23 protein-coding genes, 1 tRNA gene and 1 other RNA gene are annotated in these 25463 nt (G+C 44.8%); 8 read left to right on the forward strand and 17 right to left on the reverse strand.

All coding sequences use genetic code 11. The annotated features are described in order from the left end of the window. Positions 1 to 54: 54 nt before the first annotated feature. The 6 genes from clpA to argC form a co-directional block, all read right to left on the reverse strand. Positions 55 to 2361, reverse strand: coding sequence for an ATP-dependent Clp protease ATP-binding subunit ClpA (clpA, locus tag AAX10_RS05285; RefSeq protein WP_046700055.1), 2307 nt, complete (start codon positions 2359 to 2361; stop codon positions 55 to 57). A gap of 45 nt (positions 2362 to 2406) precedes the next feature. After that, on the reverse strand, positions 2407 to 2745 hold the full coding sequence (locus tag AAX10_RS05290) for an ATP-dependent Clp protease adaptor ClpS (protein ID WP_046698237.1): 339 nt from the start codon (positions 2743 to 2745) through the stop codon (positions 2407 to 2409). A gap of 67 nt (positions 2746 to 2812) precedes the next feature. Further along, on the reverse strand, positions 2813 to 3580 hold the full coding sequence (locus AAX10_RS05295; RefSeq protein ID WP_046698238.1) for a hypothetical protein: 768 nt from the start codon (positions 3578 to 3580) through the stop codon (positions 2813 to 2815). Positions 3581 to 3716: 136 nt separating this feature from the next. Further along, a complete protein-coding gene (locus AAX10_RS05300) occupies positions 3717 to 5942 on the reverse strand; it encodes a heavy metal translocating P-type ATPase (RefSeq protein WP_046700056.1) in 2226 nt (741 codons plus the stop codon). A 151-nt stretch (positions 5943 to 6093) separates the two neighbouring features. Further along, positions 6094 to 6306, reverse strand: a complete 213-nt coding sequence (locus tag AAX10_RS05305) for a heavy-metal-associated domain-containing protein (protein WP_046698240.1) — start codon at positions 6304 to 6306, stop codon at positions 6094 to 6096. A 103-nt stretch (positions 6307 to 6409) separates the two neighbouring features. After that, a complete protein-coding gene (argC, locus tag AAX10_RS05310) occupies positions 6410 to 7468 on the reverse strand; it encodes an N-acetyl-gamma-glutamyl-phosphate reductase (protein ID WP_046698241.1) in 1059 nt (352 codons plus the stop codon). A 256-nt stretch (positions 7469 to 7724) separates the two neighbouring features. On the opposite strand from argC, the gene folE reads away from it, so the two are divergent. From folE to ybeY, 5 genes are all read left to right on the forward strand, one after another. Further along, positions 7725 to 8330: a GTP cyclohydrolase I FolE gene (folE, locus tag AAX10_RS05315; protein ID WP_036362943.1), complete on the forward strand. Its 606-nt coding sequence runs from the start codon at positions 7725 to 7727 to the stop codon at positions 8328 to 8330. 160 nt (positions 8331 to 8490) lie between these two features. Next, positions 8491 to 8683, forward strand: a non-coding RNA gene (gene ssrS, locus AAX10_RS05320) — 6S RNA. 139 nt (positions 8684 to 8822) lie between these two features. Next, positions 8823 to 8898: transfer RNA gene (locus AAX10_RS05325), tRNA-Asn, on the forward strand. Positions 8899 to 9032: 134 nt separating this feature from the next. Then, the gene (locus tag AAX10_RS05330) at positions 9033 to 10112 is read left to right on the forward strand and encodes a PhoH family protein (protein ID WP_046700057.1); all 1080 of its coding nucleotides are present in this window, start codon (positions 9033 to 9035) and stop codon (positions 10110 to 10112) included. Further along, complete coding sequence (ybeY, locus tag AAX10_RS05335) at positions 10102 to 10629, forward strand: rRNA maturation RNase YbeY (RefSeq protein WP_046700058.1); 528 nt, start codon at positions 10102 to 10104, stop codon at positions 10627 to 10629. The genes AAX10_RS05330 and ybeY overlap by 11 nt, the downstream gene beginning before the upstream one ends. Before the next feature lie 48 nt (positions 10630 to 10677). Here the strand turns inward: ybeY and pyrF are convergent, their stop codons facing one another. From pyrF to ppsA, 11 genes are all read right to left on the reverse strand, one after another. Next, on the reverse strand, positions 10678 to 11376 hold the full coding sequence (gene pyrF, locus AAX10_RS05340; RefSeq protein ID WP_036362952.1) for an orotidine-5'-phosphate decarboxylase: 699 nt from the start codon (positions 11374 to 11376) through the stop codon (positions 10678 to 10680). Continuing rightward, positions 11376 to 11744 carry a LapA family protein gene (locus AAX10_RS05345; RefSeq protein ID WP_036362955.1) on the reverse strand — a complete coding sequence of 123 codons (369 nt, stop codon included), beginning with the start codon at positions 11742 to 11744 and terminating at the stop codon, positions 11376 to 11378. Before AAX10_RS05345 ends, pyrF begins: the two co-directional genes overlap by 1 nt. Positions 11745 to 11779: 35 nt before the next feature. Further along, the gene (locus tag AAX10_RS05350) at positions 11780 to 12088 is read right to left on the reverse strand and encodes an HU family DNA-binding protein (protein WP_080702153.1); all 309 of its coding nucleotides are present in this window, start codon (positions 12086 to 12088) and stop codon (positions 11780 to 11782) included. A 266-nt stretch (positions 12089 to 12354) separates the two neighbouring features. Next, positions 12355 to 14028, reverse strand: a complete 1674-nt coding sequence (rpsA, locus tag AAX10_RS05355; protein ID WP_036362958.1) for a 30S ribosomal protein S1 — start codon at positions 14026 to 14028, stop codon at positions 12355 to 12357. Between the two features lie 332 nt (positions 14029 to 14360). Then, entirely contained in the window at positions 14361 to 14651 is a 291-nt protein-coding gene (locus AAX10_RS05360; protein ID WP_046700060.1) for a hypothetical protein, read from the reverse strand. Further along, positions 14648 to 15352, reverse strand: coding sequence for a (d)CMP kinase (gene cmk, locus AAX10_RS05365; RefSeq protein WP_046700061.1), 705 nt, complete (start codon positions 15350 to 15352; stop codon positions 14648 to 14650). Before cmk ends, AAX10_RS05360 begins: the two co-directional genes overlap by 4 nt. 359 nt (positions 15353 to 15711) lie before the next feature. After that, the gene (gene tadA / locus AAX10_RS05370) at positions 15712 to 16194 is read right to left on the reverse strand and encodes a tRNA adenosine(34) deaminase TadA (protein ID WP_226997744.1); all 483 of its coding nucleotides are present in this window, start codon (positions 16192 to 16194) and stop codon (positions 15712 to 15714) included. A 196-nt stretch (positions 16195 to 16390) separates the two neighbouring features. Beyond that, positions 16391 to 17113: a uracil-DNA glycosylase gene (ung, locus tag AAX10_RS05375; protein ID WP_046700062.1), complete on the reverse strand. Its 723-nt coding sequence runs from the start codon at positions 17111 to 17113 to the stop codon at positions 16391 to 16393. Between the two features lie 62 nt (positions 17114 to 17175). After that, positions 17176 to 18096 carry an RDD family protein gene (locus AAX10_RS05380; RefSeq protein ID WP_046700063.1) on the reverse strand — a complete coding sequence of 307 codons (921 nt, stop codon included), beginning with the start codon at positions 18094 to 18096 and terminating at the stop codon, positions 17176 to 17178. A 334-nt stretch (positions 18097 to 18430) separates the two neighbouring features. After that, positions 18431 to 19630 carry an MFS transporter gene (locus AAX10_RS05385; protein ID WP_046700064.1) on the reverse strand — a complete coding sequence of 400 codons (1200 nt, stop codon included), beginning with the start codon at positions 19628 to 19630 and terminating at the stop codon, positions 18431 to 18433. 298 nt (positions 19631 to 19928) lie between these two features. Next, the gene (ppsA, locus tag AAX10_RS05390; protein WP_046700065.1) at positions 19929 to 22292 is read right to left on the reverse strand and encodes a phosphoenolpyruvate synthase; all 2364 of its coding nucleotides are present in this window, start codon (positions 22290 to 22292) and stop codon (positions 19929 to 19931) included. 244 nt (positions 22293 to 22536) lie between these two features. On the opposite strand from ppsA, the gene ppsR reads away from it, so the two are divergent. From ppsR to sthA, 3 genes are all read left to right on the forward strand, one after another. Continuing rightward, positions 22537 to 23409, forward strand: coding sequence for a posphoenolpyruvate synthetase regulatory kinase/phosphorylase PpsR (gene ppsR, locus AAX10_RS05395; protein ID WP_046700066.1), 873 nt, complete (start codon positions 22537 to 22539; stop codon positions 23407 to 23409). 28 nt (positions 23410 to 23437) lie between these two features. Continuing rightward, a complete protein-coding gene (locus tag AAX10_RS05400) occupies positions 23438 to 23785 on the forward strand; it encodes a DUF4377 domain-containing protein (protein WP_046700067.1) in 348 nt (115 codons plus the stop codon). Between the two features lie 130 nt (positions 23786 to 23915). Beyond that, positions 23916 to 25427 (forward strand): Si-specific NAD(P)(+) transhydrogenase, encoded by a 1512-nt coding sequence (gene sthA, locus AAX10_RS05405; RefSeq protein ID WP_226997837.1) that lies wholly within the window; start codon positions 23916 to 23918, stop codon positions 25425 to 25427. Positions 25428 to 25463 lie beyond the last annotated feature (36 nt).

The following is a 25463-nucleotide window of genomic DNA, read 5'->3' on the forward strand; positions in this document are numbered from 1 at the left end:
CATCGGTTCAAATTATGCTCATAACAAGCCGCCACAAGGCTTAAATCATCGCATTTAAGCGGGCGAATTTTGCAATGTGGATTGTATCACATTAAAGCTTAATTTTGCTAAGTTTTGTTGATTGTTATCTGTCTGAGATTCTTCGGTATTCATGGATTTATCAACAGAAATCTGCACCACACCACCATCAACCAACTCCCCAAAGAGAATCATCTCAGCGAGGACTTTTTTGATTTCATTTTGGATCAGCCTGCCCATTGGGCGCGCACCCATGAGCTTGTCATAACCTTTTTTGGCAAGATATGCTCTGGCCTCGTCATCGATCTCAATCACGACATTCTTATCATCAAGCTGAGCCTGTAGCTCGATGATGAATTTATCAACAACCGATGTGATGACACTCTCATCAAGCGGTGCAAAATTCACAATCGCATCCAGGCGGTTACGAAATTCCGGCGTGAACGTGCGTTTAAGTGCGTCAGCGTTGTCCGCCGAATGATCTTGGTGGGTAAAGCCCATGGATGCGCGACTGATACTCTCTGCGCCCACGTTCGTCGTCATGATTAAGATAACCTGCCTGAACGACACCGAGCGTCCGTTGTTATCAGTCAGCGTGCCATGATCCATGACTTGCAATAATAGGTTAAAGACATCAGGGTGCGCCTTTTCAATCTCATCTAGTAGCAGTACAGAATGTGGGTGTTTATGGATCTTTTCGGTCAAGAGCCCACCTTGGTCAAAGCCCACATAACCCGGCGGAGAACCGATCAAACGCGATGCGGTATGCGCCTCCATGTATTCACTCATGTCAAAACGCACGAACTCCACACCCAGCGCAAAGGCAAGCTGCTTACATACTTCAGTCTTACCCACTCCTGTCGGGCCTGCGAACATGAACGCACCAATGGGCTTATCGGTAGGCTTTAGACCCGCGCGAGCAAGCTTAATCGCATCAGACAATGTCTCAATGGCCTCATCCTGCCCAAAGATGACGTGTTTTAGATTACGCTCAAGGTTTTTTAGGGTGTCTTTATCGTCTTTTGAGACTGACTTGGGCGGAATGCGTGCAATCTTCGCCACCACCTCTTCGATCGCTGGCACATCAATCACGGTCGCAGCTTCATCGTCTTTGGCAGCTTGAACTAGCCTCGTTCGTGCACCAGCCTCATCCATTACGTCGATCGCCTTATCGGGCAATAATCTGTCTTGAATGTAGCGCGCTGACAATGCTGCCGCAGCCTCTAGCGTTTCATCTGTGTACTGCACATGATGGTGTTTCTCATAACGCTCTTTTAGTCCTTTAAGAATGCTCACTGTATCAGTCACGCTCGGCTCAACCACGTCGATTTTTTGGAATCGGCGTGACAACGCATGGTCTTTTTCAAAGATCTGACGATATTCATTAAAAGTCGTCGAACCAATACAACGAAGCTCACCATTAGACAGTGCTGGCTTAATCAGATTAGACATGTCCATTGAGCTGTTCATGGTAGAACCTGCGCCGATCATCGTATGAATTTCATCAATGAACAATACGGCATTTGGTTGTTCTTTTAAAGCTTCTAATAGTGCCTTCATGCGATTCTCAAAGTCGCCGCGAAACTTAGTACCGGCAACCAAAGAACCCACTTCAAGGCTATAAATCACCGTGTCAGCCAAAGGTTTTGGCGCTCTACCGTTGACAATCAACCAAGCCAAACCTTCTGCAATCGCCGTCTTACCTACGCCGGCTTCACCGACCAACAAAGGGTTATTTTTACGGCGGCGGCACAGAACTTGAGCCGTACGCTCAATCTCAGCATCACGCCCGATGAGTGGGTCGATGCGGCCTTTTTTGGCTCGCTCGTTTAAATTGGTAGCGAATTCTTCAAGCGGATTTTTGGATTTGGTAGGCTCTTTATTCTCACTTGGTGTCTGAGAGGATTCAACTTCGTCTTTTTTATTGTGTGATATGTAGCGAAGGACGCGCAATTTACTCACTTCACGTGCCTGCAGTAGATACAATGCCTGAGAGTCTTTTTCGCTGAATATCCCAACCAGTACATCCATGCAATCAATCGGTCGCTCAACGCCGCCAGATTGATGATGCCATATCGCACGCTGCAAGACGCGCTCGCAGCTCTTAGTGGGCTTGACACGTGCATTATCGTCGGCGGTTTTTGGTACATAATCCGACAGGTATATTTTTAGGGCATCACTTAATTCACTGACATCCACCCCAAAATCATCCAACATGTCTTTGACAGCCTGATCATTAATCAATCCTAAGAGCAGATGCTCGACCGTGATAAATTCATGGCGATTTTTTTTGGTAAAAGTTTCTATGCGTTTACGTACTATTTCAAAATCTGGACTAAACATCTCCACCCCGTTTATTTAATCATTATCTTAATAATGTTATCCATGTCATTGTTTTTCAAGCGTGGTCAAAAGCGGATATTCCATTTGCTCTGCCAATTCATTCACCTGTAGGATTTTCATCTCACCAATCTCAAATGGTAGTATCGCCACCACCGCTCGCCCTGATTCATGGATCTGATACATAAGCTCAACCGCCCGATCAATACCATGATCGAAGATCTCAACGAGCACATACACCACAAAATCCATCGTCGTGTAATTATCATTATGCATGACAACCGCATACATGGGCGCACGAACAGATTCCGACACTGTCTCAAGCGCGACGTCTGATTCTGCCTCATGTTCCTTAGTATTATAGATAGACAACTTATTCTGATTCATGATATTCATATCTTATCTGGCTCATCATAACAATAAAAAAGCCGAGCGCGCGCCCAGCTTTTGCTGATTAATTACTGCTGATGGGTCGATTATCCGCACCATCCACCTCTGACAAGGAAGCTGGTGCATCGCTGATGGTCTTACCCACCTGCCAATCGTATAGCTGCTGGATTTTTTGATCGCCTGCGACCAGCTCTAGCTTCATCTGACGAGGAGAGAAGCCTTCAGGCATCACAAAGCGACCACGAATATTCGCCACGCCATTAATGTCATAGCTAGATGGCTCAAGCGGGATCTCAACCATGCTTGTCGCGTTTAATAGAGTCAATCTTGGCACCATGCGTACCGATCTGCCCGACACATCGATCATCGCCACATCAAAGCGATATTCAAAGGTGTTTTCAGGCAAAGAACCGATCTCCGAACCGATTACCTTTAGGGCAACACCGCCTTGCTCCGCCACCGATGATTTTAATAGATCATTAACTTGGGCGAGTTGTAGATTTTTTGTTTCTAATGCTTTTTGCTCTTCGGTCAGTCTTTCAAGATTGCCCATGCTGATATCGCGCTCTTTGGTTAGTGCATCCACATCTTCTTTAAGCTTGCTATTCTCAGCCGCCAAGGTACTCACATCTGCCGAGGCCACCTGATCGGACTTTAGGTCTTTGGCAGCATAGACGCCTTGGCGATGACCAACTTGATAACCAATAAACGCCACAACGAGCGACGTAAAAATAATCGCTGCAAGAAATAGCGCTAAAATCTGTGCCGTCGCGCCCGCTTGTTGATTAAGCGAACGGCGCGATGGCACGGTTTTTGAGAGTGTTATTGACATGATACTCAAAATTCATCAAACTAAATTTGTGTATTATATCAAATATCTGAGGATATTAATGATAATTTTTTTCAAAAGCTACGAAAAAATTACACTAGCAGAACATACCGATTTTTCGGCGAACTCTTATGCTTTGTTAAATTTTCAATCGCTTTAATCGCAAGGCATTCATCAGCACTGAGATTGAGCTTAATGCCATGGCAGCTGCCGCAATGATCGGATTGAGCAACCCAAAAGCAGCAGCCACGATACCAATGCAGTTATACACGAATGCAAAAAATAAGTTTTGCTTGATGTTATTTAACGTCGCCAATGCGATATGCTGAGCATGCTGTGCGTGCGTAACAGAATCACCCACCAACTCCGCCGATGAAGTATGCTTGGCGATGCTGGATGCGTCATGTACCGAGAAGCTGACCTGCGCCTCTGCCATGGCTGGCGCATCATTTACACCATCACCGACCATGGCGACAGTTTTACCCTCTTGCTTAAGCTTACTGATTTTTTGTGCTTTGTCACGTGGTGAGAGCTTACCATAGGCGGACGTAATGCCCAGTCGCGCCGCCACATCATCAACCACACCTTGATGGTCGCCACTCATGATGATCACGTCGATACCATCTTGTTTTAATTGATCGATGGTGTCTTTGGCGTTCTTCTTAATCTCATCCATGAGCGCATAAGCTGCCACAGGCACATCATTCACCGATACCGCAACAATACTGGCAATCTGCCAAATATTATCATCATAAGCACCGACGTATCGTACGTTCCTAGCATTGGCCGGATTGATGACAGTCTCATCAAAGTGATCAAAGCCGGCAAATTGCAGCGTCCCCACCTTAACCATGCCAACACCTGCCACCTCACCCATCAGACCTTGACCGACAACGGTGGTGGGATTTTTAACATCGGTGAGATTAAGCCCTTGGGTTAAGGCGCTTTTGACCAATGCGTTCGCCAATGGATGCGATGCGTGCTGCTCTAGGCTCGCTGTGATGCCAAGCGCATCATTCTCATCCATGCCATCAGACAGATAGGTAGCACGAATACTTGGCTGACCCATGGTGAGCGTGCCTGTCTTATCAAATACCATGGTGTCAATACGTCCCGCCATCTCAAGGCTGGGCGCATCTTTAAATCGCACACCATATCGCGCCGCTGTGCCCATACCTGCCATGATGGCAGCGGGCGTCGCTAATCCAAGCGCGCACGGACAGGCAATGACAAGCACCGACACAGCTCTCATTAACGCCTCATCAAAGCTGCCCAATATCACCCAATTCCCAAAGAACACCACAAGCGCAATGCCAACCACCACAGGTACAAAGACACCGGCAACTTTATCAGCCAAGCGCGCGATGTCTGCTTTTGTGCCTTGCGCCTCATCAAGTGCACGCACCATATCGCCAAGTGCAGTCTCACCACCCGTGGCAGTCGCACGATATTCAAACCCCCCATCAACCACGGCACTGCCAGCTAGAACCCCATCTCCAGCTGTCTTGGCAAGTGCAGCACTCTCTCCTGTTAGATGCGCCTCATCAGTAAAGCCCGCCCCAATGGTGACCACACCGTCCACGCCGATGCGATCGCCCACACGAGCCAGCAGAACATCACCAACTTTGATGTCTTTGACGCTAACCGCGCTCCAGCCATCGCCTGCTTTACGCTGAACCGTATCAGGTACCAGATCCATCAGCATAGATAAGCTGTTTAGGCTTTGCTGCTTTGTGCGCGCCTCAAGATATTTACCAAGACTTACGAAAGCTATTACCATCACCGACGCTTCGAAGTACACAAGCCCGTGCCCACCATGATCGGAAGTGAGCCACATATAGGTTGAGTAAGCCCAGATCGCGCTCGTGCCCAATGCCACAAGTACATCCATGTTAGCAAGACCGCCACGAATAGATGCCCATGCACCCTTATAAAATGCCCAACCAAAATAAAACTGAACCACGCTAGCAAGCACAAACTGCATCCACACAGGTGGCATTAGCGCATGACTACCGACCATCATACCGACCATCCCCACCCAAAATGGCAATGACAACGCCCATAATACAATCAATCGCCAAGGCATGCCTGGTGCTTGTCTTGGTTTTGGTGCATCATCGATCAGCTGCCCCTCGAAGCCTGTTTTTTTGATCCAGGCTTGGATGTCCTGAGCGTCAGCATCATGATATCGGATGTTTAGGGTTTCGGTTGCAAAATTCACCTGCGCCAGATCTACCGATGGGTTTTTATTTAAGACCTTCTCTAGGCGATTGGCACACGCTTGGCATGTCATGCCTGTGATGGCATAACGCGCTTCTTGGGTCTCGGATAAAGGGGTGGTATTGTTATTTTGATTGTCACTCATGGCGGTCTCGTCGTTTTAGTTATTGGTCATTTTTATTATGCGCCCTTATCATCATTTATCAATCCCGATTTACCAAAATAATTGAATAAATCCAACAAAAAACCGAACGCATTTAGCATTCGGTTTTTTTGATGATTCACCAAGCAAAGAATTAAGTCGTACTAAATCCCGCACTCTCAACAGCATCGATGATCTGAATCTTATCAAGCACCTCATCATCATAAGTGACCACGGCTTGTTCAAGTGGGCGATTCACTTCAACATCCTGCACGCCCGCCAGTTCGCTCACCGCATTAATAACGCTCGTCTCACAGCCCCCGCAGGTCATGCCATATACTTTCAAAGTTAAGGTTTCAACACTCATGATTTTCTCCATTTGGTTAATTGTTAATCATATAAGCACTTTAGCACAGCCGTTCGCCTGCTACAAGCACCATTTACAAAAACACTACCCAGCCACCTACCAATTAAGGCACTACAGGCACGATGTCCAGCCCGACCTTCTCATCTAGGCCGAACATGATATTCATGTTCTGCACCGCTTGCCCTGCCGCGCCTTTCACCAAATTATCCTGCACCACGAGTATCGTTAATGTCTCGCCATCTTGGTGGACAGCCATTCTAAGGAAATTTGAAGCGCGGGTCTGACGCGTCTGCGGCAGCTGCCCCTTAGAAAGAACATCCACAAAATACTCATCTTGGAATCGACGCTCAAACACACTCTGCCAATCGACCGCACCACCTGCCTCAGTTAAGGTCAGATGAGTCGTGCTGAACATGCCTCGAATCATCGGCACCAGATGCGGGACAAAGCGGATTTTGTGTTTAAAATTGGAACCCAAGAGCGCATGCACACCCTGCTCAATCTCCGGCAGGTGGCGATGCCCTGCCACGCCGTACGCGCTAAAGTTATCCGCCGTCTCACTAAAAATCATCTCCATCTTCGCGCTGCGGCCTGCACCTGAGATACCTGATTTGGCATCAATGATGATGTGATCGCCGATAAGCTGAGTGTTTTGGCGGTTTTGCTCATCGATGATGGCGGACAAGCCCAAGATCGCTGTCGTCGGATAACAGCCAGGATTACCCACGACTTTGGCATCTTTGATAACATCGCGATTCACCTCAGGCAGACCGTATGCAGACTGTTTAAGGACATCAGGGCATTCATGCGCCATGCCGTACCATTTACTAAAAGCATCCAAATCCTGCAGACGAAAATCCGCCGCCAAGTCGATCACCTTAACGCCCTTTTCGGTAAGATACGGCGCTGACTTCATGGCAATCCCATGAGGCGTGGCAAAGAACACCACATCACATTCGGTTAATTTCTCATCATCAGCATCACTAAACACCACATCTGACAGACCACGAAGACTGGGGAAAATATCACTGGCTTTCTTGCCCGCTTCCGAGCGAGATGTTAGCATGATTATCTGAGCTTGCGGATGATTCACCATCAGGCGAATCAGCTCCACACCTGTGTAACCTGTGCCACCAACAATACCTACTTTGATCTTTGACATAACGCACACACCATGAGATATTTAAAAATTTCCAACAATATACCAAATTTTAACTGCCTTGCCAAAACTTTTACAAATATTCAAACATTAGAACCAAACCAATCAAAATCCACCCCGAAGCACTTTTAAGATGCGTGATGCAAAATTCATCATGATTTTGTGATTTTTTGGGTAATTTTTGCGATTTTTACTTGATAAAATTTGATTTTAAGTTAAGCTATACCGTTTATATTTTACCTTTTTATAGCTTATTGCCATGTCGAATTCTGATAACTCTAATTTCACCCCCGATTATGATAAAATTGCGAGCCATTACGCCAGCATCATTGAAGGCTGCGGCGAAGACCTAAGCCGCGAAGGACTGCTTGACACCCCAATGCGTGCCGCAAAGGCGTTTGGCTATCTGACGCGCGGCTACCATCAGTCGCTTGAAGTCGTGGCGAACGATGCGATTTTTCCCTCGGATAACCCCGAGCTGGTACTGGTGCAGAACATTGAGTTTTATTCACTGTGCGAACATCACCTTCTGCCTTTTTATGGTGTGGCACACGTGGGCTATCTGCCAGAAGGTAAGGTTTTGGGTCTATCCAAAGTAGCGCGCATCGTTGATATGTACGCGCGCCGTCTACAAATCCAAGAAAACCTCACCAAGCAAATCGCCACCGCCATCGAAGAGCTGACCGGCTGCCGCGGCGTTGCTGTCGTGATGGATGCCAGCCACATGTGTATGATGATGCGCGGCGTGGGCAAACAACAATCCACCACCAGAACCATGAGCATGCTTGGCGAACTCACCACCAATAATACAGCACGCGCTGAATTCTTAGATGCCATTCCTAGACGTACGCCTGCGTTTGGTTAATACATTGATAAAATTCTTAAGCCATCCCTACCAATGTAAAAGCTGGTAGGGATTTTGTTATCCTTTGCTTGCTAGATTTTATAAAAATATTAAAAATCAAATATTTATCACTGCAAAGACAAAGTATTACCTTGATAACTGACGAAATTTTGTTATAATAAACATACTGAAGTGTTCGCCAGTAGAGCGTATTCCTGAGCCGATAATCTTATCTTAGGGACTCATTTCTACTATTTTGTTGAGCAGGCCTGCATCTTTTAGATGTTTCAGGAAGCCATAATAAATAGTGATGAGTCCCGCCTTGAACTTCACGGTTCATGGTAACCCCTCTACAGCGGCACTTTGGTTTTTTATTGCCTAAATTTCTTGGTTGTGTTGTTTTTGGTCTTTTTTTACAGTTTTTTGAAATTTTAAAAATTTTTTTTAAAAAATGATTGACACGCGAAAAATACTTGCTATAATACGCACCATCTTAAGCGACTTGCTTAATATTCCCCAATAGCTCAGTTGGTAGAGCATCGGACTGTTAATCCGTGTGTCCCTGGTTCGAGCCCAGGTTGGGGAGCCATATTCTGCTAGAAATAGCAACTTAAAAGCCTTTTCATATCGAGAAGGCTTTTTTATTGCTAAAATCTCTTGAAAATCTTTGTATTTATCCTTATTATGAACGCGTGATTCATTCAACCACATAAGGATAACTTCTTGAGCATCACTCGCACTCTTGTTTTAGAACTTGACAGCCACGCCCTGCGCAACTTAGCAGGTGAATATAATAAACACATCAAATACCTACAAGAACGCCTAGAAATTCAAATCACTCAGCGCCAAAATAACTTTATACTAACAGGCGATTTAGACGCTGTTGAACGAGGCGAATTCATCCTAAATAAACTCTCAGAAATCGCCGATGATGACATCCCTAGCGAGGAGTTGCACCTCATCATCCAATCAAGCCTTGCCCGCAGCAATGATAGCGACATCACTCAAAATACTCAAGCCACCTCAGCCAATAAGACTAGCAACACTTATGCCGACATTAGCCTAAGAACACGCAAAGGCAAAATCACACCGCGCGGTTACAATCAACAAGAATACGTCAAAAAAATCCTAATCTCTGACGTGTCTTTTGGCGTGGGTCCTGCTGGTACAGGTAAGACCTATCTTGCGGTTGCCTGCGCCGTTGATATGCTCGAGCGCGGCGAGATTGAACGCATCTTGCTTGTACGCCCCGCGGTTGAAGCAGGTGAAAAATTGGGCTTCCTACCAGGCGACCTAACCCAAAAGATTGACCCCTATTTACGTCCTCTATACGATGCCTTGTACGAGATGCTTGGCTTTGAGAAAGTGGGTAAGCTGCTAGAGCGTCAAGTTATTGAGGTCGCACCACTTGCCTACATGCGTGGACGCACGCTAAATAACAGCTTTGTCATTCTTGATGAAGCCCAGAACACTACGCCAGAGCAGATGAAGATGTTCTTGACGCGTCTTGGCTTTGGCTCACGCGCGGTCATCACGGGCGACATGACACAGGTGGATTTACCTCGCGGTCACAAATCAGGACTGTCCCAAGCCCTGCAAATCCTATCAAAAATCGACGAGATTCACATCACGCGATTTGATAGCAAGGATGTGGTGCGCCACCATCTGGTTCAAAAGATCGTCCAAGCCTATGACGCGTTCGATGATGAACAAGAAAAAATAACCGCCAAACGAAAAGCTGCCCGTCTGGCTGAGGAATTAGCAAAAGCAAGCTTAGATAAGGCAGAATCGCATGACGATTAGTCTATACATCGATCATCATCCTGACATTGATGGTACTGTCTATGACGAAGCGGCTCTAACCAAAGTTGCTCATCATGCCATCAATGTCATGACCGATAAACTAAAAAGCGGCTTAGAATTTTCCTATTTTGACAACGTCGAAGATTATTGGCATAAAAACAAAACCTTGGACATCTATCTCACTGATACCACCGAAGGACGACAGCTTAACTTAGATGCACGCGGCAAAGACTATGCCACAAACATCTTATCCTATCCAAGTGAGCTGCCCAGCGATGTACTTGCTCTGATGGATGACATACCATTAGGCGAGCTCATCATCTGTCACGAGGTGCTTGTGCGTGAGGCAGATGAACAAGACAAGCGGTTTGAAGATCATCTGCATCATTTATTGGTGCATGGCATCTTGCATTTGCTTGGATTCGATCATGAGATCAGTGATGCTGATGCCGATGAGATGGAAGGTTTTGAAATCGAAATCCTACAAGGATTAGGAATAAGCAATCCATATCTCTAATTTTAATAGTTAAATAAAAAGCAATCTTTCAAAGATTGCTTTTTAATTTTATAGGTCATTTAAGATTAAGCGAAGCTTATTATTGGGATTATCAGCATTGGTGATGGAGCGTCCAATAACCAGATAATCCGAACCATTAGCCAGTGCGTCTTTTGGGGTGCAGATACGCTGCTGATCATCGCTACCGTCTGTCGCCAAACGAATGCCTGGTGTAACAAGCTTAAAATCACTGCCAAACGCTGATTTTAATGCGCTTGCTTCTTGTGCAGAGCATACAACACCATCAAGACCAGCATTTTTAGTTAATGCAGCAAGTCTAAGTACGTGCTCTTGAGCATTGCCGCTAATACCAAGCTCCAATAGATCGCTGTCCGCCATCGAGGTTAATACCGTTACCGCGATCAATAGCGTATTATAACCACCAGTGGACAGACGCGATTTGGCCAATGCCATCGCTTTGGACCCTGCCGATGCATGGACATTCACCATCCATACACCCATATCAGCAGCAGACAATACAGCCTGTGCTGTGGTATTTGGAATGTCATGAAACTTCAAATCCAAAAATACATCAAAGCCACGTCGATGGAATTCTTGAACAACCTGAGGACCGCAGATGGTGAAGAGCTCCTTACCAACTTTAAGGCGGCAAAGCGACGGATCTAAAGCATCTGCCAACGCAAGTGCGCCATTCAAATCATGCTTGTCCACCGCAACGATTACAGGGGTGTTTAACTTGCTCATGATTATAGGTGTGGGTCGTTAGTTGCATTTACCGGCGCTGCATTCTCAACGATCACCCTTTCGGCAGGACGAACCTCAGATTGCTGAGCCAGCTTGATGTTTGCTTCTGTTAGCTGAGACTGGGTTAGTTTCAGCTCTTTTTTTAGACGGCTGATTTCCCATTTGTTCTGGAAGACGCGGAATACCAACAGCGCAAGTAGCATCCCTAGGATGACACCAAGAACAATCGTCACCACAAGCAGCAAGCCCAAATTCATGGTAGGCACGCTCGAGAACATCAGGTTCACTGCCACTTCACTGTTGTTCATCAGCACCAAACCAATGGCATAGGCGCATACCGCCACTAATAATACGATCAAAATAATATGCATGTTTATACTCTCATTTATCAGTCATTAAGGATAAATTAGTCATTAATGGCATTTACTGCTTCTTTTAGCGCTTTGCCAGGTTTAAAGTATGGCACAGCTTTGGCTTTTACTGCCACCTTCTCACCTGTTCTTGGATTTCTGGCATGGCGTGCATCGCGATGGTGCAAACAAAAACTACCAAAACCTCGAACTTCCACCCTGCCATCATGCGACAAACTGCCTACCATTAAACCAATAATCTCACGCACCGCCTCATCAACGACCGTCTCTTCGATACCGTCACATGCCGATGCCAAATTAGTAATAAGATCAGATTTATTAATGACTTTTTGTGCTTGCTGCATATATCCCGCCTATCAATTCGCCATCATACCATAAGGACGAATCAGCTCATATTAACAAAAATGCAATCTTTGGTAAGATTTTGTTCAAGTTACAATGATAACGGAAAAATGGCAAAATGTGAATGAATTTTTTGTTAATTTTCATCACTTTGCAAATCTTTACTATTTTAACATGCTTGTTAATTTTGCAATGTAGTAAATCAGTAAATATATGTTCAATATAATAAAAAAGAGCAGCCTAAGCCGCTCTTTTTTGTTTGCTTTGATTAGCCTTTTAGCTGATCAGCAAAGATATCACCTAGAGTTTTAGGTTGGTTCTCTGCAGCTGTATTTGACAGCTCTTTGATCGCTTGACGCTCATCAGCCTCGTCTTTGGCTTTCACAGATAGTGTGATGCCACGAGATTTACGGTCAACACGAACGATCTTAGCTTCAACTTCGTCACCAACATTTAGTACTTTAGAAGCATCTTCAGTACGCTCGCGAGCGATGTCAGCAGCAGCTAGGTAGCCTTCTACTTCGTCAGCCAGTGTGATAACAGCACCTTTAGCGTCAACTTCTTTTACTGAACCTTTTACGATAGCGCCACGGTCATTTGCCAGTAGGTATTCGTTGAATGGGTCAGAGTTAAGTTGCTTGATACCTAGGCTGATACGGTTGGCTTCTGCATCAACTTGTAGAACAACAGCTTCTACAGTGTCGCCTTTAGAGTAGTTGCGGATCGCTTCTTCGCCAGACTCAGTCCAAGAGATGTCAGATAGGTGAACCAGACCATCGATGCCACCTTCTAGACCAATGAATAGACCGAAGTCAGTGATTGACTTGATGGTACCAGAGATTTTGTCGCCTTTAGCGTGGTTTTTGTCAAACTCTGCCCATGGGTTTGGCATGGTTTGCTTGATGCCCAAGCTGATACGACGACGCTCGCCATCAATTTCAAGAACCATTACATCAACTTCATCGCCCACTTGAACAACTTTAGATGGGTGGATGTTCTTGTTGGTGTGATCCATCTCAGAAACGTGTACCAAACCTTCGATGCCTTCTGCGATTTCAGCGAAGCAACCATAATCTGTTAGGTTGGTTACGCGAGCCTTAGTAATGGTACCCACTGGGTAAGTCTTCTCAACTTCGCCCCATGGATCAGAACCAAGCTGCTTAAGACCTAGGCTAACACGGTTACGCTCACGGTCGAATTTCAACACTTTAACTTTAAGGTCTTGACCAACTTCTACCGCTTCTGATGGGTGCTTGATACGCTTCCAAGCCATGTCAGTGATGTGTAGTAGACCATCGATGCCACCTAGATCAACGAATGCACCGTAGTCAGTTAGGTTCTTAACGATACCATTAACTTCCATGCCTTCTTCTAGCTTAGCAAGTAGTTCGTCACGCTCAGCACTGTTCTCAGCTTCCATTACCGCACGGCGAGATACAACGATGTTATTGCGTTGCTTGTCGATCTTGATAACTTTAAATTCTAGCTCTTTGCCTTCTAGGTGAGTGGTTTCGCGTACTGGGCGAACGTCAACCAGTGAACCAGGTAGGAAAGCACGTACAGAACCGATCTCAACAGTAAAGCCGCCTTTAACTTTAGAAGAGATAAGACCAGTAACGATTTCGTCATTTTCATGAAGCTGTTCAAGCGCACGCCAGCTTTCTTCACGTTTTGCTTTTTCACGAGAAAGAACAGTTTCGCCCATGCCGTTGTCAACTTTCTCAACAACTACGTCTACTTTATCGCCGATAGCAACTTCAAGCTCGCCAGCTTCGTTCAGGAACTCTGAACGCGCGATGAAGCCTTCTGATTTTAGGCCAGTATCAACAGTGATACGCTCGTTGTCGATGGCAACAACAGTACCAGAAATAACGGCACCGATTTCAACTTTGATTTCGTTGGCGTTGCTTTGTTCAAACAGTTCAGCAAATGATAAACTCATTAGTAATACCTTAAAATTAGCCGTAGCCTGTCCAGCACAGTACGGTTCAAGTGATGTGCGCCATTGAGAGATGCTGGTTTTGACTCAAATAGCAACACAAAAATATGATAAACCCGACAATTATATCAGATAATTATTAAAATAGATAGCGATTTATTTTAAGACAATACACCCACTGCTCGCCTTTTTGCCCCATAACGGTTCGTGCCAGTCTTATAAAACCTATCTTTTCATAAAGTCTTTGGGCGGAGACATTGGCGCGATTTACTCCAAGCAAAATCTCATCACAAAGGGCAGTGCGGCTTTGGCAGAAATTTTTTAAACGATTAACTCTAAGGCTCTTTTAGCGTAGCCCTTACCTTGAAAAGCAGGATTTCTGGACATGGAGCGAAGTAGGACAGCATGGGAATTTCGGTGTAGCGGTATTTTTGCTGTCCAATATCCACCACAAAAAACCCCACCACCTGATGTAAATCATCATCCAAAATCACCATCCTAGAAGCATCCGCACGCTCATCATCAAGCCAGTTTTTTGGCAAGACAGCAAACTGCATTTGCTCATCGCCTGACTCATAAGACAGCTCATCTTGACGTGTGCTGCTAAGTGGAGCAAGTGTTATCACAGCTTACCCTGTGTAAATGCCAAAATCTCATCAAACACCACATCTGCTGATTTGTCGGAGCTGTCAATGACAAGGGCATCCACAGCAGGGTGACTTGGGGCGACAGCACGGTTTTCATCTCGTTCGTCTCGCTCGATGATGTCCACCAAAATCGCTTCATAATCCGCCACTTTGCCTGCCGTTTGTAATTGTAGCGCCCGTCTGTCGGCACGAGCCTTGGCACTTGCGGTCAAAAATACCTTAACGGGAGCATCGGGGAAAATCACCGTCCCCATGTCTCGCCCGTCCGCCACAAGTCCTGCTCTGCCCTTTACCATATTTTTTTGTAAATCAAATAAAGCTGTTCGCACGCTTGGCAACACAGCGACACGGGACGCATATCCGCCCACGATTTCGTTGCGAATGTCGTCCATTAGGGGGGTGTTATCCACTAGGATTTCCACCGTTTTTGTCGCGGTATTGGGGCGAAAAGATAGGTTTAAAGACTTAGTTAATTTGGCAACTTCTTGCTCGTCAATGTCGGTACCGTCAAGCAAGCCGTTTTTAAATGCCATTAGCCCAACAATGCGATACAACGCACCGCTATCTAATAGTTCAAAACCAAAATGCTCGGCAAGGCGATATGCTACCGTGCCTTTACCCGCACCCGAAGGACCGTCAATGGTGATGATTTTTGGGATAATGGATTTTGGGGTTGCCATGGGGTTCTCTTTTTATAAAATAAATTAAAATTGGGTGATAATTGCGTTTTATCACAGAGCGAATGTAATTCGCCCCTATAAAAACATAATTATAAATAAATTTTTGTTAAATAAACTTTCTGCAAAACCCTAAATTAAAGAAAACCGTTCGTGATGAGCTTGGGAAACCTAACGGTTTTCCACCACCTTTCGACAGGCTCAGGGCGAACGGAAAACCAGTTTTGCAGGAAGTCCAATAATGGTTTTTAAAATATCATAGTAAATTTATGATTAAAAAAACACATCTTGGGCGAATAGATTATTTATAAAATTTTATGTTTTTCATAAATTAAAATTTCATAAAAAATAGAATTAAAAAATCAATGCCCGTCACTTAACCGGCTTTCAATTTTCGCCTTTTTCTTATCAGCTCGTCTTTGTTTAAAAAATTGGCTCAGCATCATTGAACTTTCATTTGCCAACAGTCCGCCTTGAATATTGATGACATGATTATAAAACGACTCTTTGGCGAGGGTTAGCTGGCTTGTCACCGCCCCTGCCTTTGGTTCATACGCCCCAAACACCACACGGCTGACACGGGCATGAATAAGCGAACCAAAACACATGGTACACGGCTCTAACGTAACATACAGCGTACTGCCAATCGGCAAGCGGTAATTTTGCACCCGCTCACACGCCTGACGCAAGGCGACAATCTCAGCATGGTGCGTGGGGTCGTGCGTGCTAATCGGGCAATTAAAACCTTCGCCCAAAATCTGTCCGTCATGCACCACCACCGCCCCCACAGGTATCTCGCCACGCTCCGCCCCACGTCTGGCAAGAGCTAGGGCATGGTTCATCATGGAGACATCGGTAGGCGACCAAAATGTTAAGGAGCTAAAATTTGTTGGTTTAGCTTTGTTATTTTGATAAAAATTTTGAGAGCACTTTAAACGCATTAAACAAATTTTACGCACGAATCGTTTTTAGAATTTCCCACAGTTTTCAACAGCCTAGATGTGTCGGTTCGAGTCTGATCACTGGTACCAAATCCAATGATTACTGTGGCAACGCCCAATCAATCGCCCCTTTGCCATGTCTAATGAGATAATCATTGGTCTGCGAAAACGGACGAGAACCAAAAAATCCGCCACGGTTCGCCGACAAAGGGGATGGATGATTGGCGGTTAAAATCAAATGGCGAGACGTGTCAATAAACCGCCCCTTTTTCTTGGCATAACTGCCCCACAAAATAAAAACCGTGCGGTCGGTTTGACGGTTGATAACGTCTATCACAGTGTCCGTAAATTCTTCCCAGCCTTTGCCTTGGTGCGAGCCTGCTTGTCCATTTTCTACCGTCAATGTGGCGTTAAGCAGTAGCACGCCTTGATTTGCCCAATGGGTCAAATCGCCATGAGCCGAGACAGGAATGCCCAAATCAGACGCCAGTTCCTTTAAAATATTGGCAAGGCTTGGCGGTTTGGGAATGATTCTTGGCACACTGAACGACAAACCCATTGCCTGCCCTGCCCCATGATAGGGGTCTTGCCCGAGTATCACAACCTTGACCGCTGATAAGGGCGTGGTATTTAGAGCATTGAAAATTTGTGATTTTGGCGGATAAATGGTTTTGCCTTGGGCGTATTCGTTTTGCAAAAAAGCACGTAAATTATCCATAACAGGCGATAATAATATATCCGCTAAGGCAAATTTCCAATCATCGGGTAATTGTACTTTGTTTAAGGCGGTTAATTGGTCGGGGGTGAGTTCTTGGCTGTGCATAGGCATATTGGGATATTTTCAATAGAATCAGACAGATTGATCACAACCTGTCCGAACGGTTGTCATTTTTTAGTTTTATCCAGCTGGCTTGGGTGCGCCTTAACCACAATGGTATTGGCAATTCTGTCATGCCAGCCCTGCTTTTTATCATTCGTCGACGCCATAAAATAATTCACACCCACCAGTACCAACGCCAGGTTAAATGGCATCGCAGATGCTATCCAATAAATCACCACAAGCAGAAGCGTGCGCACACCCACTAATGACGTAAAAGGCGGAATTTTTTTTGTGCTTTGACTGACCGCTCGGATGCCCATGACTAATTTACCAAATGATTGACCGCGCATCACAATCAAGATCAACTGTATCAATATGAATCCACCCACCATCATCAGCGTCATCATCGCCACTTGGCTTGGTATCTGCTCAGCGAGGGTCTGGGCATATGCCATGCGTGATTCAAAGCTGCCGGTGGTCATCTTCTGCTGATCAGGGTTTAGCTTAACCATCGCTGATAAGAATGGCAAAAATGCAATGATGAATAGCACAAGATTAATCGCCAATGCCAAGAATCGACTGCCAATCGAAGCATAAACCACTTCATTGGCATCAGTTGTCGATGACACCTTAGAAAATGCTGGTGTAGACTTAGGTGGCAGCATGGTCGATGGCTCGACAGGCTTACGACCGTAGAGCTCAGCAACGCTAACTCGCTGATCTTTTTCTGATTTAAAATCAACATTGTCGCCAAAGCCACGCTGACTTGATGGCTGGGCTGACTGATTGGCTGACTCCAAATTGGTGGTGTTTGGCTGGTAACTTAGTTGACCACCAGTAACATCGCCAATTTTTTGCCAACCATTCATTCCCGCATGCCACATCAAATCATCAAGAACCACCGCTCCTGATGAAAGCATGATATTGACCTCTTCGAGAGTGTATGGACCTGCTTGAACTTTATTTCTAGCTAAAAAAATTTTCATTTTACTGTCGTCATGATGAAATTTTTTTATTTTAAACGAAAATGTGGCAAGTTACAATCATTGAATGTGAATTTTCTCAATGAACAAATTTCGTCTGATGCTAATTTATTTTCTTAGTTTTTCATTTAATGTCATGAGTACAGGATTAATGAAACATAACAAGTTAAATTGATTGCTGATATGACTTGAATGATGTATTACACCCCTGCCCATCATGACATATTTAAACAACGTTGATGCCGTTTTATCACACATTGATTTGGTGATGACAATCCAAAAAAACAGTTGAAATGACCTTCCGTCATGACGGTGCATCACACACCTTACACCAATACTATCTTTTTATCAATAACTTTAACAAAAAAATAATCACCATATGAACAGCTGCCAATACTGCACAATATAAACAAATCTGGGCATAATCTGCTATATTTTTTGGTACAATCCATAAACTTGTAACCAATGAACCAGCAGCATCTCCTGCCAAAAAAGCAGTTTGGGTAAAACCCAAAGCCATCGCCAAAGTTGCTTTATCAAGAAATTCATATTCTAATACTTCTTCAAAAGATGAAGATAATCCAGTAAATGCACTTCTCGCCAAAGTTGCTAACACCAGCACCCAAAGAGCCAAACCATAATACAAGCCAAAAGACATTAGCAAAAAAGACAAAATATAGCCTATCATTGCAACAAAAAATCCAATAAAAGGCGTATTTTTAAATTTGTTATTATATTTCAATAATAGCATATTTACCAAAATAGACATAACGGTCGTCATCAGATAAATAAATACCGACTTAGATTCGGAAACACCATACTCCACAAACATCAAAATCAAGTAAGGCTTAAATAAACCAACATAAAAACCAACAACAAAATTAGATAAAATAAACAAAATAGTAGATAAGGTTAAAATATTTTTTATGGATATTTTTTCTTTCGACCTAATTGCTACCTTTTTCAATTTATCGAACTTAATATTCTGATAGGCAAACACACTTGACATAAAAACAAAACCGCCTGCCATTAACAATAACCAAAAATAAATAGAACCAAATACATACACCGCCAACGATACAAGACCCGTCCCAACCAACATAGCAATATTGACAATCATAGAACGCATTGCGGTTAATTTGGTGGTATTCTGGGTACTGTCTTCAGAAATTTGTAGAACCCAAGAGCGATTGGCGAGAATGGCAGTAGATGCACCAACACCTGCGATTATTGCCGTCATAACCGCAATGACTGGGTGCGTAAATACCCGCATAGATAAAGCAAGGGCGTATAACAATAAAGCAAATAACAAGGCTTTGGCAAAACCAATTTTATCTACAAACATTCCATAAACAAAAGAAAACGCCCCTGTTACCGCCATAACCGAATATGCCATTCCGTAGGCGGAGATGGCGTTTTCATTTTTAAAATAAATTGGCATAGAAGCCAGTGATATTGCCATACCCATCTGAAAAAAGAGCATAAAAAAAGCATACCGCTTTACATTTGGGTTAGCAAAAAAAATTTCTTTAACCATAAAAAACTCTTGTTTAAAACAAATGAGATGCTGCTACTAGAAAGTCCAACCAATACTAATGAGAGATCATCATTCATCAGATGAGATCAAATTAAAATTATGCTTACCCAAGCCCAATTTTTAACAAAGTCCCTTATAAAATAAAAAAGCAATAAGAATTTTGACATCATGATTAATGACAAATTCCAGTTTTTTTTAATTTTTATCGTTAAATTGATTAGTTATTGCATAAAAAAATCCTGCAAATCCTATTGAGTTAGTAGAAAATAGGATTTGCAGGAAGTTAGTAAAGCCTTAACTATTTATTCTGCCCTAAAAACAACCAAGTATCCAGCACCGTATCTGGATTTAGTGATACTGAGCTGATGCCCTGCTCCATGAGCCATTTGGCAAGGTCTGGGTGATCTGAAGGTCCTTGACCACAGATGCCCACATACTTACCCTCCTTACGACACGCTTCAATCGCCATGCTAAGCAGTTTTTTGACCGCTGCATCTCGCTCATCAAACAAGTGCGACACAATGCCACTATCACGGTCAAGCCCTAGCGTAAGCTGAGTTAGGTCGTTTGAACCGATTGAAAAACCGTCAAAATACTGTAAGAATTCATCGGCAAGCAAGGCATTAGTTGGCAATTCGCACATCATGATGATTTCAAGAGAATTCTCGCCACGTTTTAGCTCATTTTTTTCAAGTAATTCAATGACTTGGCGGGCTTCGCCTGTGGTACGCACAAATGGAATCATGATTTTTACGTTGGTTAGCCCCATGTCATCACGGACGTACTTCAACGCACGGCATTCAAGCTCAAAGCAATCACGGAAATTGTCCGAAATATAACGGCTCGCCCCACGGAAACCGAGCATGGGGTTTTCTTCGTGTGGTTCATACAGCTTACCGCCGATTAGGTTGGCGTATTCGTTAGATTTAAAATCGCTCATACGCACGATGACAGGCTTGTCTTTAAATGCCACGGCAAGCGTTGAAATGCCTTCGATGAGTTTGTTGATATAAAACTCCACAGGCGAGTTGTACCCTGCGATACGCTCAAACACTTGGACTTGGGTCTCTTGGGGCAAGGTGTCCACGTTAAGCAAGGCTTTTGGGTGTACGCCAATCATACGGTTGATGATAAATTCTAAGCGAGCCAAGCCCACGCCTTCGTTCGGGATTTGGGCAAAGTCAAAGGCACGGTCGGGGTTGCCCACGTTCATCATAACCTTAAAGCCAAGCTTGGGCATACTGGAGACAGAATTTTTTTGCACCTCAAAATCCAAAACACCTTCATAAATAAAGCCTGTATCCCCTTCGGCACACGATACCGTTACCGCTTGTCCGTCCGTCAAAAGCTCGGTGGCATTACCACAACCAACAATGGCAGGTACGCCAAGCTCACGAGCGATAATCGCCGCATGGCAGGTACGTCCACCACGGTTGGTGATAATCGCACTGGCACGCTTCATCACAGGTTCCCAATCAGGGTCGGTCATATCAGACACCAGCACATCGCCGTCTTGAACTTTACTCATCTCGTTCAAATTCGTTACGATACGCACCTTGCCTGCACCGACACGCTGACCAATAGAACGCCCTTCGCATAGCACTTTTGCCCCCTTGCTATTGATGACATAACGCTCCATGCTGGTTTTGTCTTGGCGAGATTTGACGGTCTCGGGGCGGGCTTGCACGATGAAAAGCTCATTAGTATCGCCGTCTTTTGCCCACTCAATGTCCATAGGACAGCCGTAGTGTTTTTCAATGATAAGGGCTTGTTTGGCAAGGCGAGTTAGCTCATCGGTATTTAGGGCAAACTGCTGACGGTCGGCTTTTTCTACGTCCACGATTTTGGTTGAGCGTTTGGTCGTGCCTTCATCGCCATAGACCATTTTGATGTGTTTTGAGCCAAGATTTCGGCGAACCACGGCAGGACGATTCTCTGCCAATAATTTTTTGGATAAATAAAACTCATCAGGGTTTACCGCCCCTTGCACCACCATTTCGCCCAAGCCATAGCTTGCCGTGATAAATACCACGTCATTAAATCCGCTTTCGGTGTCAAGCGTAAACATCACGCCAGACGTACCCGTCTCCGAGCGTACCATACGCTGAACGCCTGCCGACAACGCCACGCCTGCGTGTTCAAAGCCTTTGTGTACACGATAGGCAATCGCACGGTCGTTATAAAGGCTTGCAAACACTTCCTTGATGGCAATCAGCACGTTGTCAATGCCACGAATGTTAAGGAATGTCTCTTGCTGACCTGCAAAAGACGCATCGGGCAAATCCTCGGCAGTCGCTGACGAACGCACCGCCACCGCCACATCTTGACCGCCTGTAAGCGTATCAAATGCCGTGCGAATCTCGTCTTCTAAGTCTTTTGGCAATGCTTGGGCAATGACCCAACCACGCACTTTTGCCCCCACTTCGGCAAGTTTTTCGACATCATCAACGTCCAAGCCTTTTAGTTCAGCATTGATTTTGTCAAGCAAACCTGTTTCGTTCAAAAAGCGGTTAAACGCCTCTGCGGTCGTGGCAAAGCCGTTTGGCACGGACACGCCAACATTGGCAAGATTGCTAATCATCTCGCCCAAAGACGCATTTTTACCACCGACAATCTCAACATCATCTTTACCAAGTTTGTTAAAGGGGATAACTTGTGCCATAAGAACACCTTTTAATCTATAAAAATTTGTCAAATTATAACGATAAATTGCTTAATACTCAATGATATTTAATATAAAAATAAGCATATTTATTAAAATAATACTATCTAATAAAAATATAATTTTAAGAATGTTTAATCGATTTAAATTTATGGGATAACAATTTATTCAGCAGTCGCATGATGAGCGTATTTTATGATATACTGCTGTGTGATTTTATTAATTATATTCTTAAGGAGCTGACATGTACGTCCACACTCCCAATAATGACACAACCCCTCAAAATACCAAATTCGAACCCATGCGAAGCGCGTTCTTCATCTCAGATGGTACTGCGATCACTGCCGAGACTTTGGGCCGCTCTCTACTAAGTCAGTTTGGCAATGTCAAATTTGACATCAAAATCATTCCCTATGTCGATAACGCTGAACTTGCCCAAGAAGCAGTGAAGCGTATCAATGAGGCGAATCGCCTATCAGGACTCAAGCCTTTAGTGTTTGATACCATCGTCAGCGATGAGATTCGCACAATCATTAATGGCGCCGAAGCTACCAACCTAGACATCTATGAAGGCCTCATTAATCGCATCGCCAATGAGATCGGCGAGAAGCCCGACCCGCATTCAGGCATTGCACACGGCCATGTCGATAGTGACGATTATAAGGCACGTATTGATGCTGTTCACTTCGCCCTAGATAATGATGATGGCGCACGCACGACGCACTATGATGGCGCTGACATTATCCTAGTGGGATTATCACGCTCAGGCAAGACGCCAACAAGTCTTTACCTAGCTTTACAGTTCGGCATTCGCGCCGCCAACTACCCTTTGACCGAAGACGATCTAGACAGCAGCAACCTACCTAAAGTGCTGCAGCCCTACCGTCACAAGCTATTTGGTCTAACCATTGACACCGAACGCCTGGTGCGTATCCGTCAAGAACGCAAAGCGGGCTCTCGCTATGCCTCCCTTGCCCAGTGCCAAGAAGAACAGCGCGCCATCCAAGCCATCTATACCACCCAAAAAATACCAAATCTTAATGTCTCTGAGATGAGTGTAGAAGAAATCGCCACGCGCATCCTGCAGATGACTGGACTTGCGCGCCGTATTGGTTAATATAGTAATAAAAAATTCAAGATAGTTTATGAAAAAATCAATCAAGCCACTTTATCTACTAACTTTATTGTCTGGCGCCCTACTTATGAGCGCCTGCCAAAAATCAGCGCCAGCACCTGAGCCACTTTACATTCCTAGCATCGCCCTTGGTGAAGCTGCGGTATTAGATGTGCTACCCAATCGCGCACCCTGCCAATCCACCACGCCAATGCAATGCCTAATAGTAAAAAAAGTAGGCGCACCGACAAGTGAAGTGTTTGGCATCAGCTATAACGACATTCACGGATTCGAGCCGCGTCAAGGCGTCAGTTACAAGATTCGCGTACATGAAGAAATCGATGAAACACCGGCAAGCCAACAGGTGCTTGGCAGTTGAATGAAATTTTATCCCAACAAATCTCACGCTAAACATTACCAATAAATAAAGGAATAGGACATCATCCATGTCAAAAAAACCAATAGCAAATACAGAACAAAGCAGCATGAAAACCGCTGAGAATAGCGAAATGCCAATCTTAACCCCTGTGACTGATGTTGATCACGATCCAATCCATCAAAATCTCATCAGCCCGCTAGATGGTCAGCGCATTGAATTAAACAGCGAAAATAACACCAAATCAAGAAAAAAACACGGCTATGAGTATGACGCTATCGTACTAGGTGCAGGCCCTGCCGGTGAAGCTGCCGCGATGAAACTTGCCAAGTCAGGCATGAAAGTTGCCGTGATTGACCCGCGTGATCAAGTTGGTGGTAACTGTGCTCACGTCGGCACCATCCCAAGTAAGGCCTTGCGTCAGTCGGTGTTTAACATCATTGGCATGCGCCGTGATCCGATTTTTAGCTCATTTACGGATAACTTTCAGATTCCACTAAATAAAGTGCTCAGCAAGGCGCGCCGTGTCATCCTAAGTCAAGTGAACACTCACCGACTGTTCTACGAGCGCAACCGCATTGAAGTCATTCACGGCTGGGGCAGCTTTCTAGATAAACACACCTTACAAATTGAAGAACCCACAGAAGAAGGTACCAAAAAAACCTTAACCTTCAACCAAGCAGTGATTGCAGTTGGTTCTCGCCCTTATCGTCCTGATTTTCTAGATTTCGGTCATCCGCGCGTGTTCGATTCTGATAAAATCCTACAAATGGATTATGTCGCGCGCAAAATCATCATTTATGGCGCCGGCGTGATCGGCTGTGAATACGCATCCATCTTTACCGGCCTAGGCTATGTTGTTGATCTGATTAACAATAAAGATCAGCTACTTAGCTATCTGGACGATGAGATCTCCGACGCGCTATCCCACGACTTCCGTCAGTTCGGTGTACGCATTCGTAACAACGAAGAAATCGACCATCTAGAGACGCATGATGATTGTGTTGTTCTACACCTAAAAAGTGGTAAAAAAATTAAATCTGACGCCATTCTTTGGTGTAATGGCCGCTCGGGCAATACCGACAGTCTAAACCTTGAAGCGGTCGGTTTAACCGCCAACAGTCGTGGTCAGCTTGAAGTTGACAAGACTTATCGTACTGCCGCACCGCACATCTATGCCGTCGGTGATGTGATTGGTTGGCCATCACTAGCATCAGCCGCCTACGATCAAGGTAGGAATGCCGCGGGCTTTATGGTGGGTGACAAGCACGCAGAATTCATCACAAGCGTGCCAACGGGGATCTACACCATCCCTGAAATCTCAAGCATCGGCGCCACCGAAGAAGATCTAACTCGTGATCAGATTCCTTATGAAGTGGGTCAAGCCTTCTTTAAACATCTGGCTCGCGCTCAAATCATCGGTGAACGCTCTGGCGTATTGAAGATTCTATTCCACCGTGAAACCCTTGAAATCCTAGGCATTCACTGCTACGGTAACCATGCATCTGAGATTATCCACATCGGTCAAGCTGTGATGAAATGCGGGCATACCTTGGAGTATTTCGTTACTACGACATTTAACTATCCTACCATGGCTGAAGCCTACCGTGTGGCAGCCTTGAATGGATTAAACAGAATCTTTTAAGGTTCATCATAAAAAAGCCCTAATTTAAATTAGGGC

It is taken from the genome of Moraxella bovoculi (assembly GCF_000988745.2).
GTDB classification, from domain to species: Bacteria; Pseudomonadota; Gammaproteobacteria; order Pseudomonadales; family Moraxellaceae; genus Moraxella; species Moraxella bovoculi.

Excerpts from the sequence above, each read along its gene's own strand:
- clpA (WP_046700055.1), bottom strand. The coding sequence starts at position 2,361 with ATGTTTAGTCCAGATTTTGAAATAGTACGTAAACGCATAGAAACTTTT.
- AAX10_RS05290 (WP_046698237.1), bottom strand. The coding sequence starts at position 2,745 with ATGAATCAGAATAAGTTGTCTATCTATAATACTAAGGAACATGAGGCA.
- AAX10_RS05295 (WP_046698238.1), bottom strand. The coding sequence starts at position 3,580 with ATGTCAATAACACTCTCAAAAACCGTGCCATCGCGCCGTTCGCTTAAT.
- AAX10_RS05300 (WP_046700056.1), bottom strand. The coding sequence starts at position 5,942 with ATGAGTGACAATCAAAATAACAATACCACCCCTTTATCCGAGACCCAA.
- AAX10_RS05305 (WP_046698240.1), bottom strand. The coding sequence starts at position 6,306 with ATGAGTGTTGAAACCTTAACTTTGAAAGTATATGGCATGACCTGCGGG.
- argC (WP_046698241.1), bottom strand. The coding sequence starts at position 7,468 with ATGTCAAAGATCAAAGTAGGTATTGTTGGTGGCACAGGTTACACAGGT.
- folE (WP_036362943.1), top strand. The coding sequence starts at position 7,725 with ATGTCGAATTCTGATAACTCTAATTTCACCCCCGATTATGATAAAATT.
- ybeY (WP_046700058.1), top strand. The coding sequence starts at position 10,102 with ATGACGATTAGTCTATACATCGATCATCATCCTGACATTGATGGTACT.
- AAX10_RS05345 (WP_036362955.1), bottom strand. The coding sequence starts at position 11,744 with ATGCATATTATTTTGATCGTATTATTAGTGGCGGTATGCGCCTATGCC.
- AAX10_RS05350 (WP_080702153.1), bottom strand. The coding sequence starts at position 12,088 with ATGCAGCAAGCACAAAAAGTCATTAATAAATCTGATCTTATTACTAAT.
- rpsA (WP_036362958.1), bottom strand. The coding sequence starts at position 14,028 with ATGAGTTTATCATTTGCTGAACTGTTTGAACAAAGCAACGCCAACGAA.
- cmk (WP_046700061.1), bottom strand. The coding sequence starts at position 15,352 with ATGGCAACCCCAAAATCCATTATCCCAAAAATCATCACCATTGACGGT.
- tadA (WP_226997744.1), bottom strand. The coding sequence starts at position 16,194 with ATGATGAACCATGCCCTAGCTCTTGCCAGACGTGGGGCGGAGCGTGGC.
- ung (WP_046700062.1), bottom strand. The coding sequence starts at position 17,113 with ATGCACAGCCAAGAACTCACCCCCGACCAATTAACCGCCTTAAACAAA.
- AAX10_RS05380 (WP_046700063.1), bottom strand. The coding sequence starts at position 18,096 with ATGAAAATTTTTTTAGCTAGAAATAAAGTTCAAGCAGGTCCATACACT.
- AAX10_RS05385 (WP_046700064.1), bottom strand. The coding sequence starts at position 19,630 with ATGGTTAAAGAAATTTTTTTTGCTAACCCAAATGTAAAGCGGTATGCT.
- ppsA (WP_046700065.1), bottom strand. The coding sequence starts at position 22,292 with ATGGCACAAGTTATCCCCTTTAACAAACTTGGTAAAGATGATGTTGAG.
- ppsR (WP_046700066.1), top strand. The coding sequence starts at position 22,537 with ATGTACGTCCACACTCCCAATAATGACACAACCCCTCAAAATACCAAA.
- AAX10_RS05400 (WP_046700067.1), top strand. The coding sequence starts at position 23,438 with ATGAAAAAATCAATCAAGCCACTTTATCTACTAACTTTATTGTCTGGC.
- sthA (WP_226997837.1), top strand. The coding sequence starts at position 23,916 with ATGCCAATCTTAACCCCTGTGACTGATGTTGATCACGATCCAATCCAT.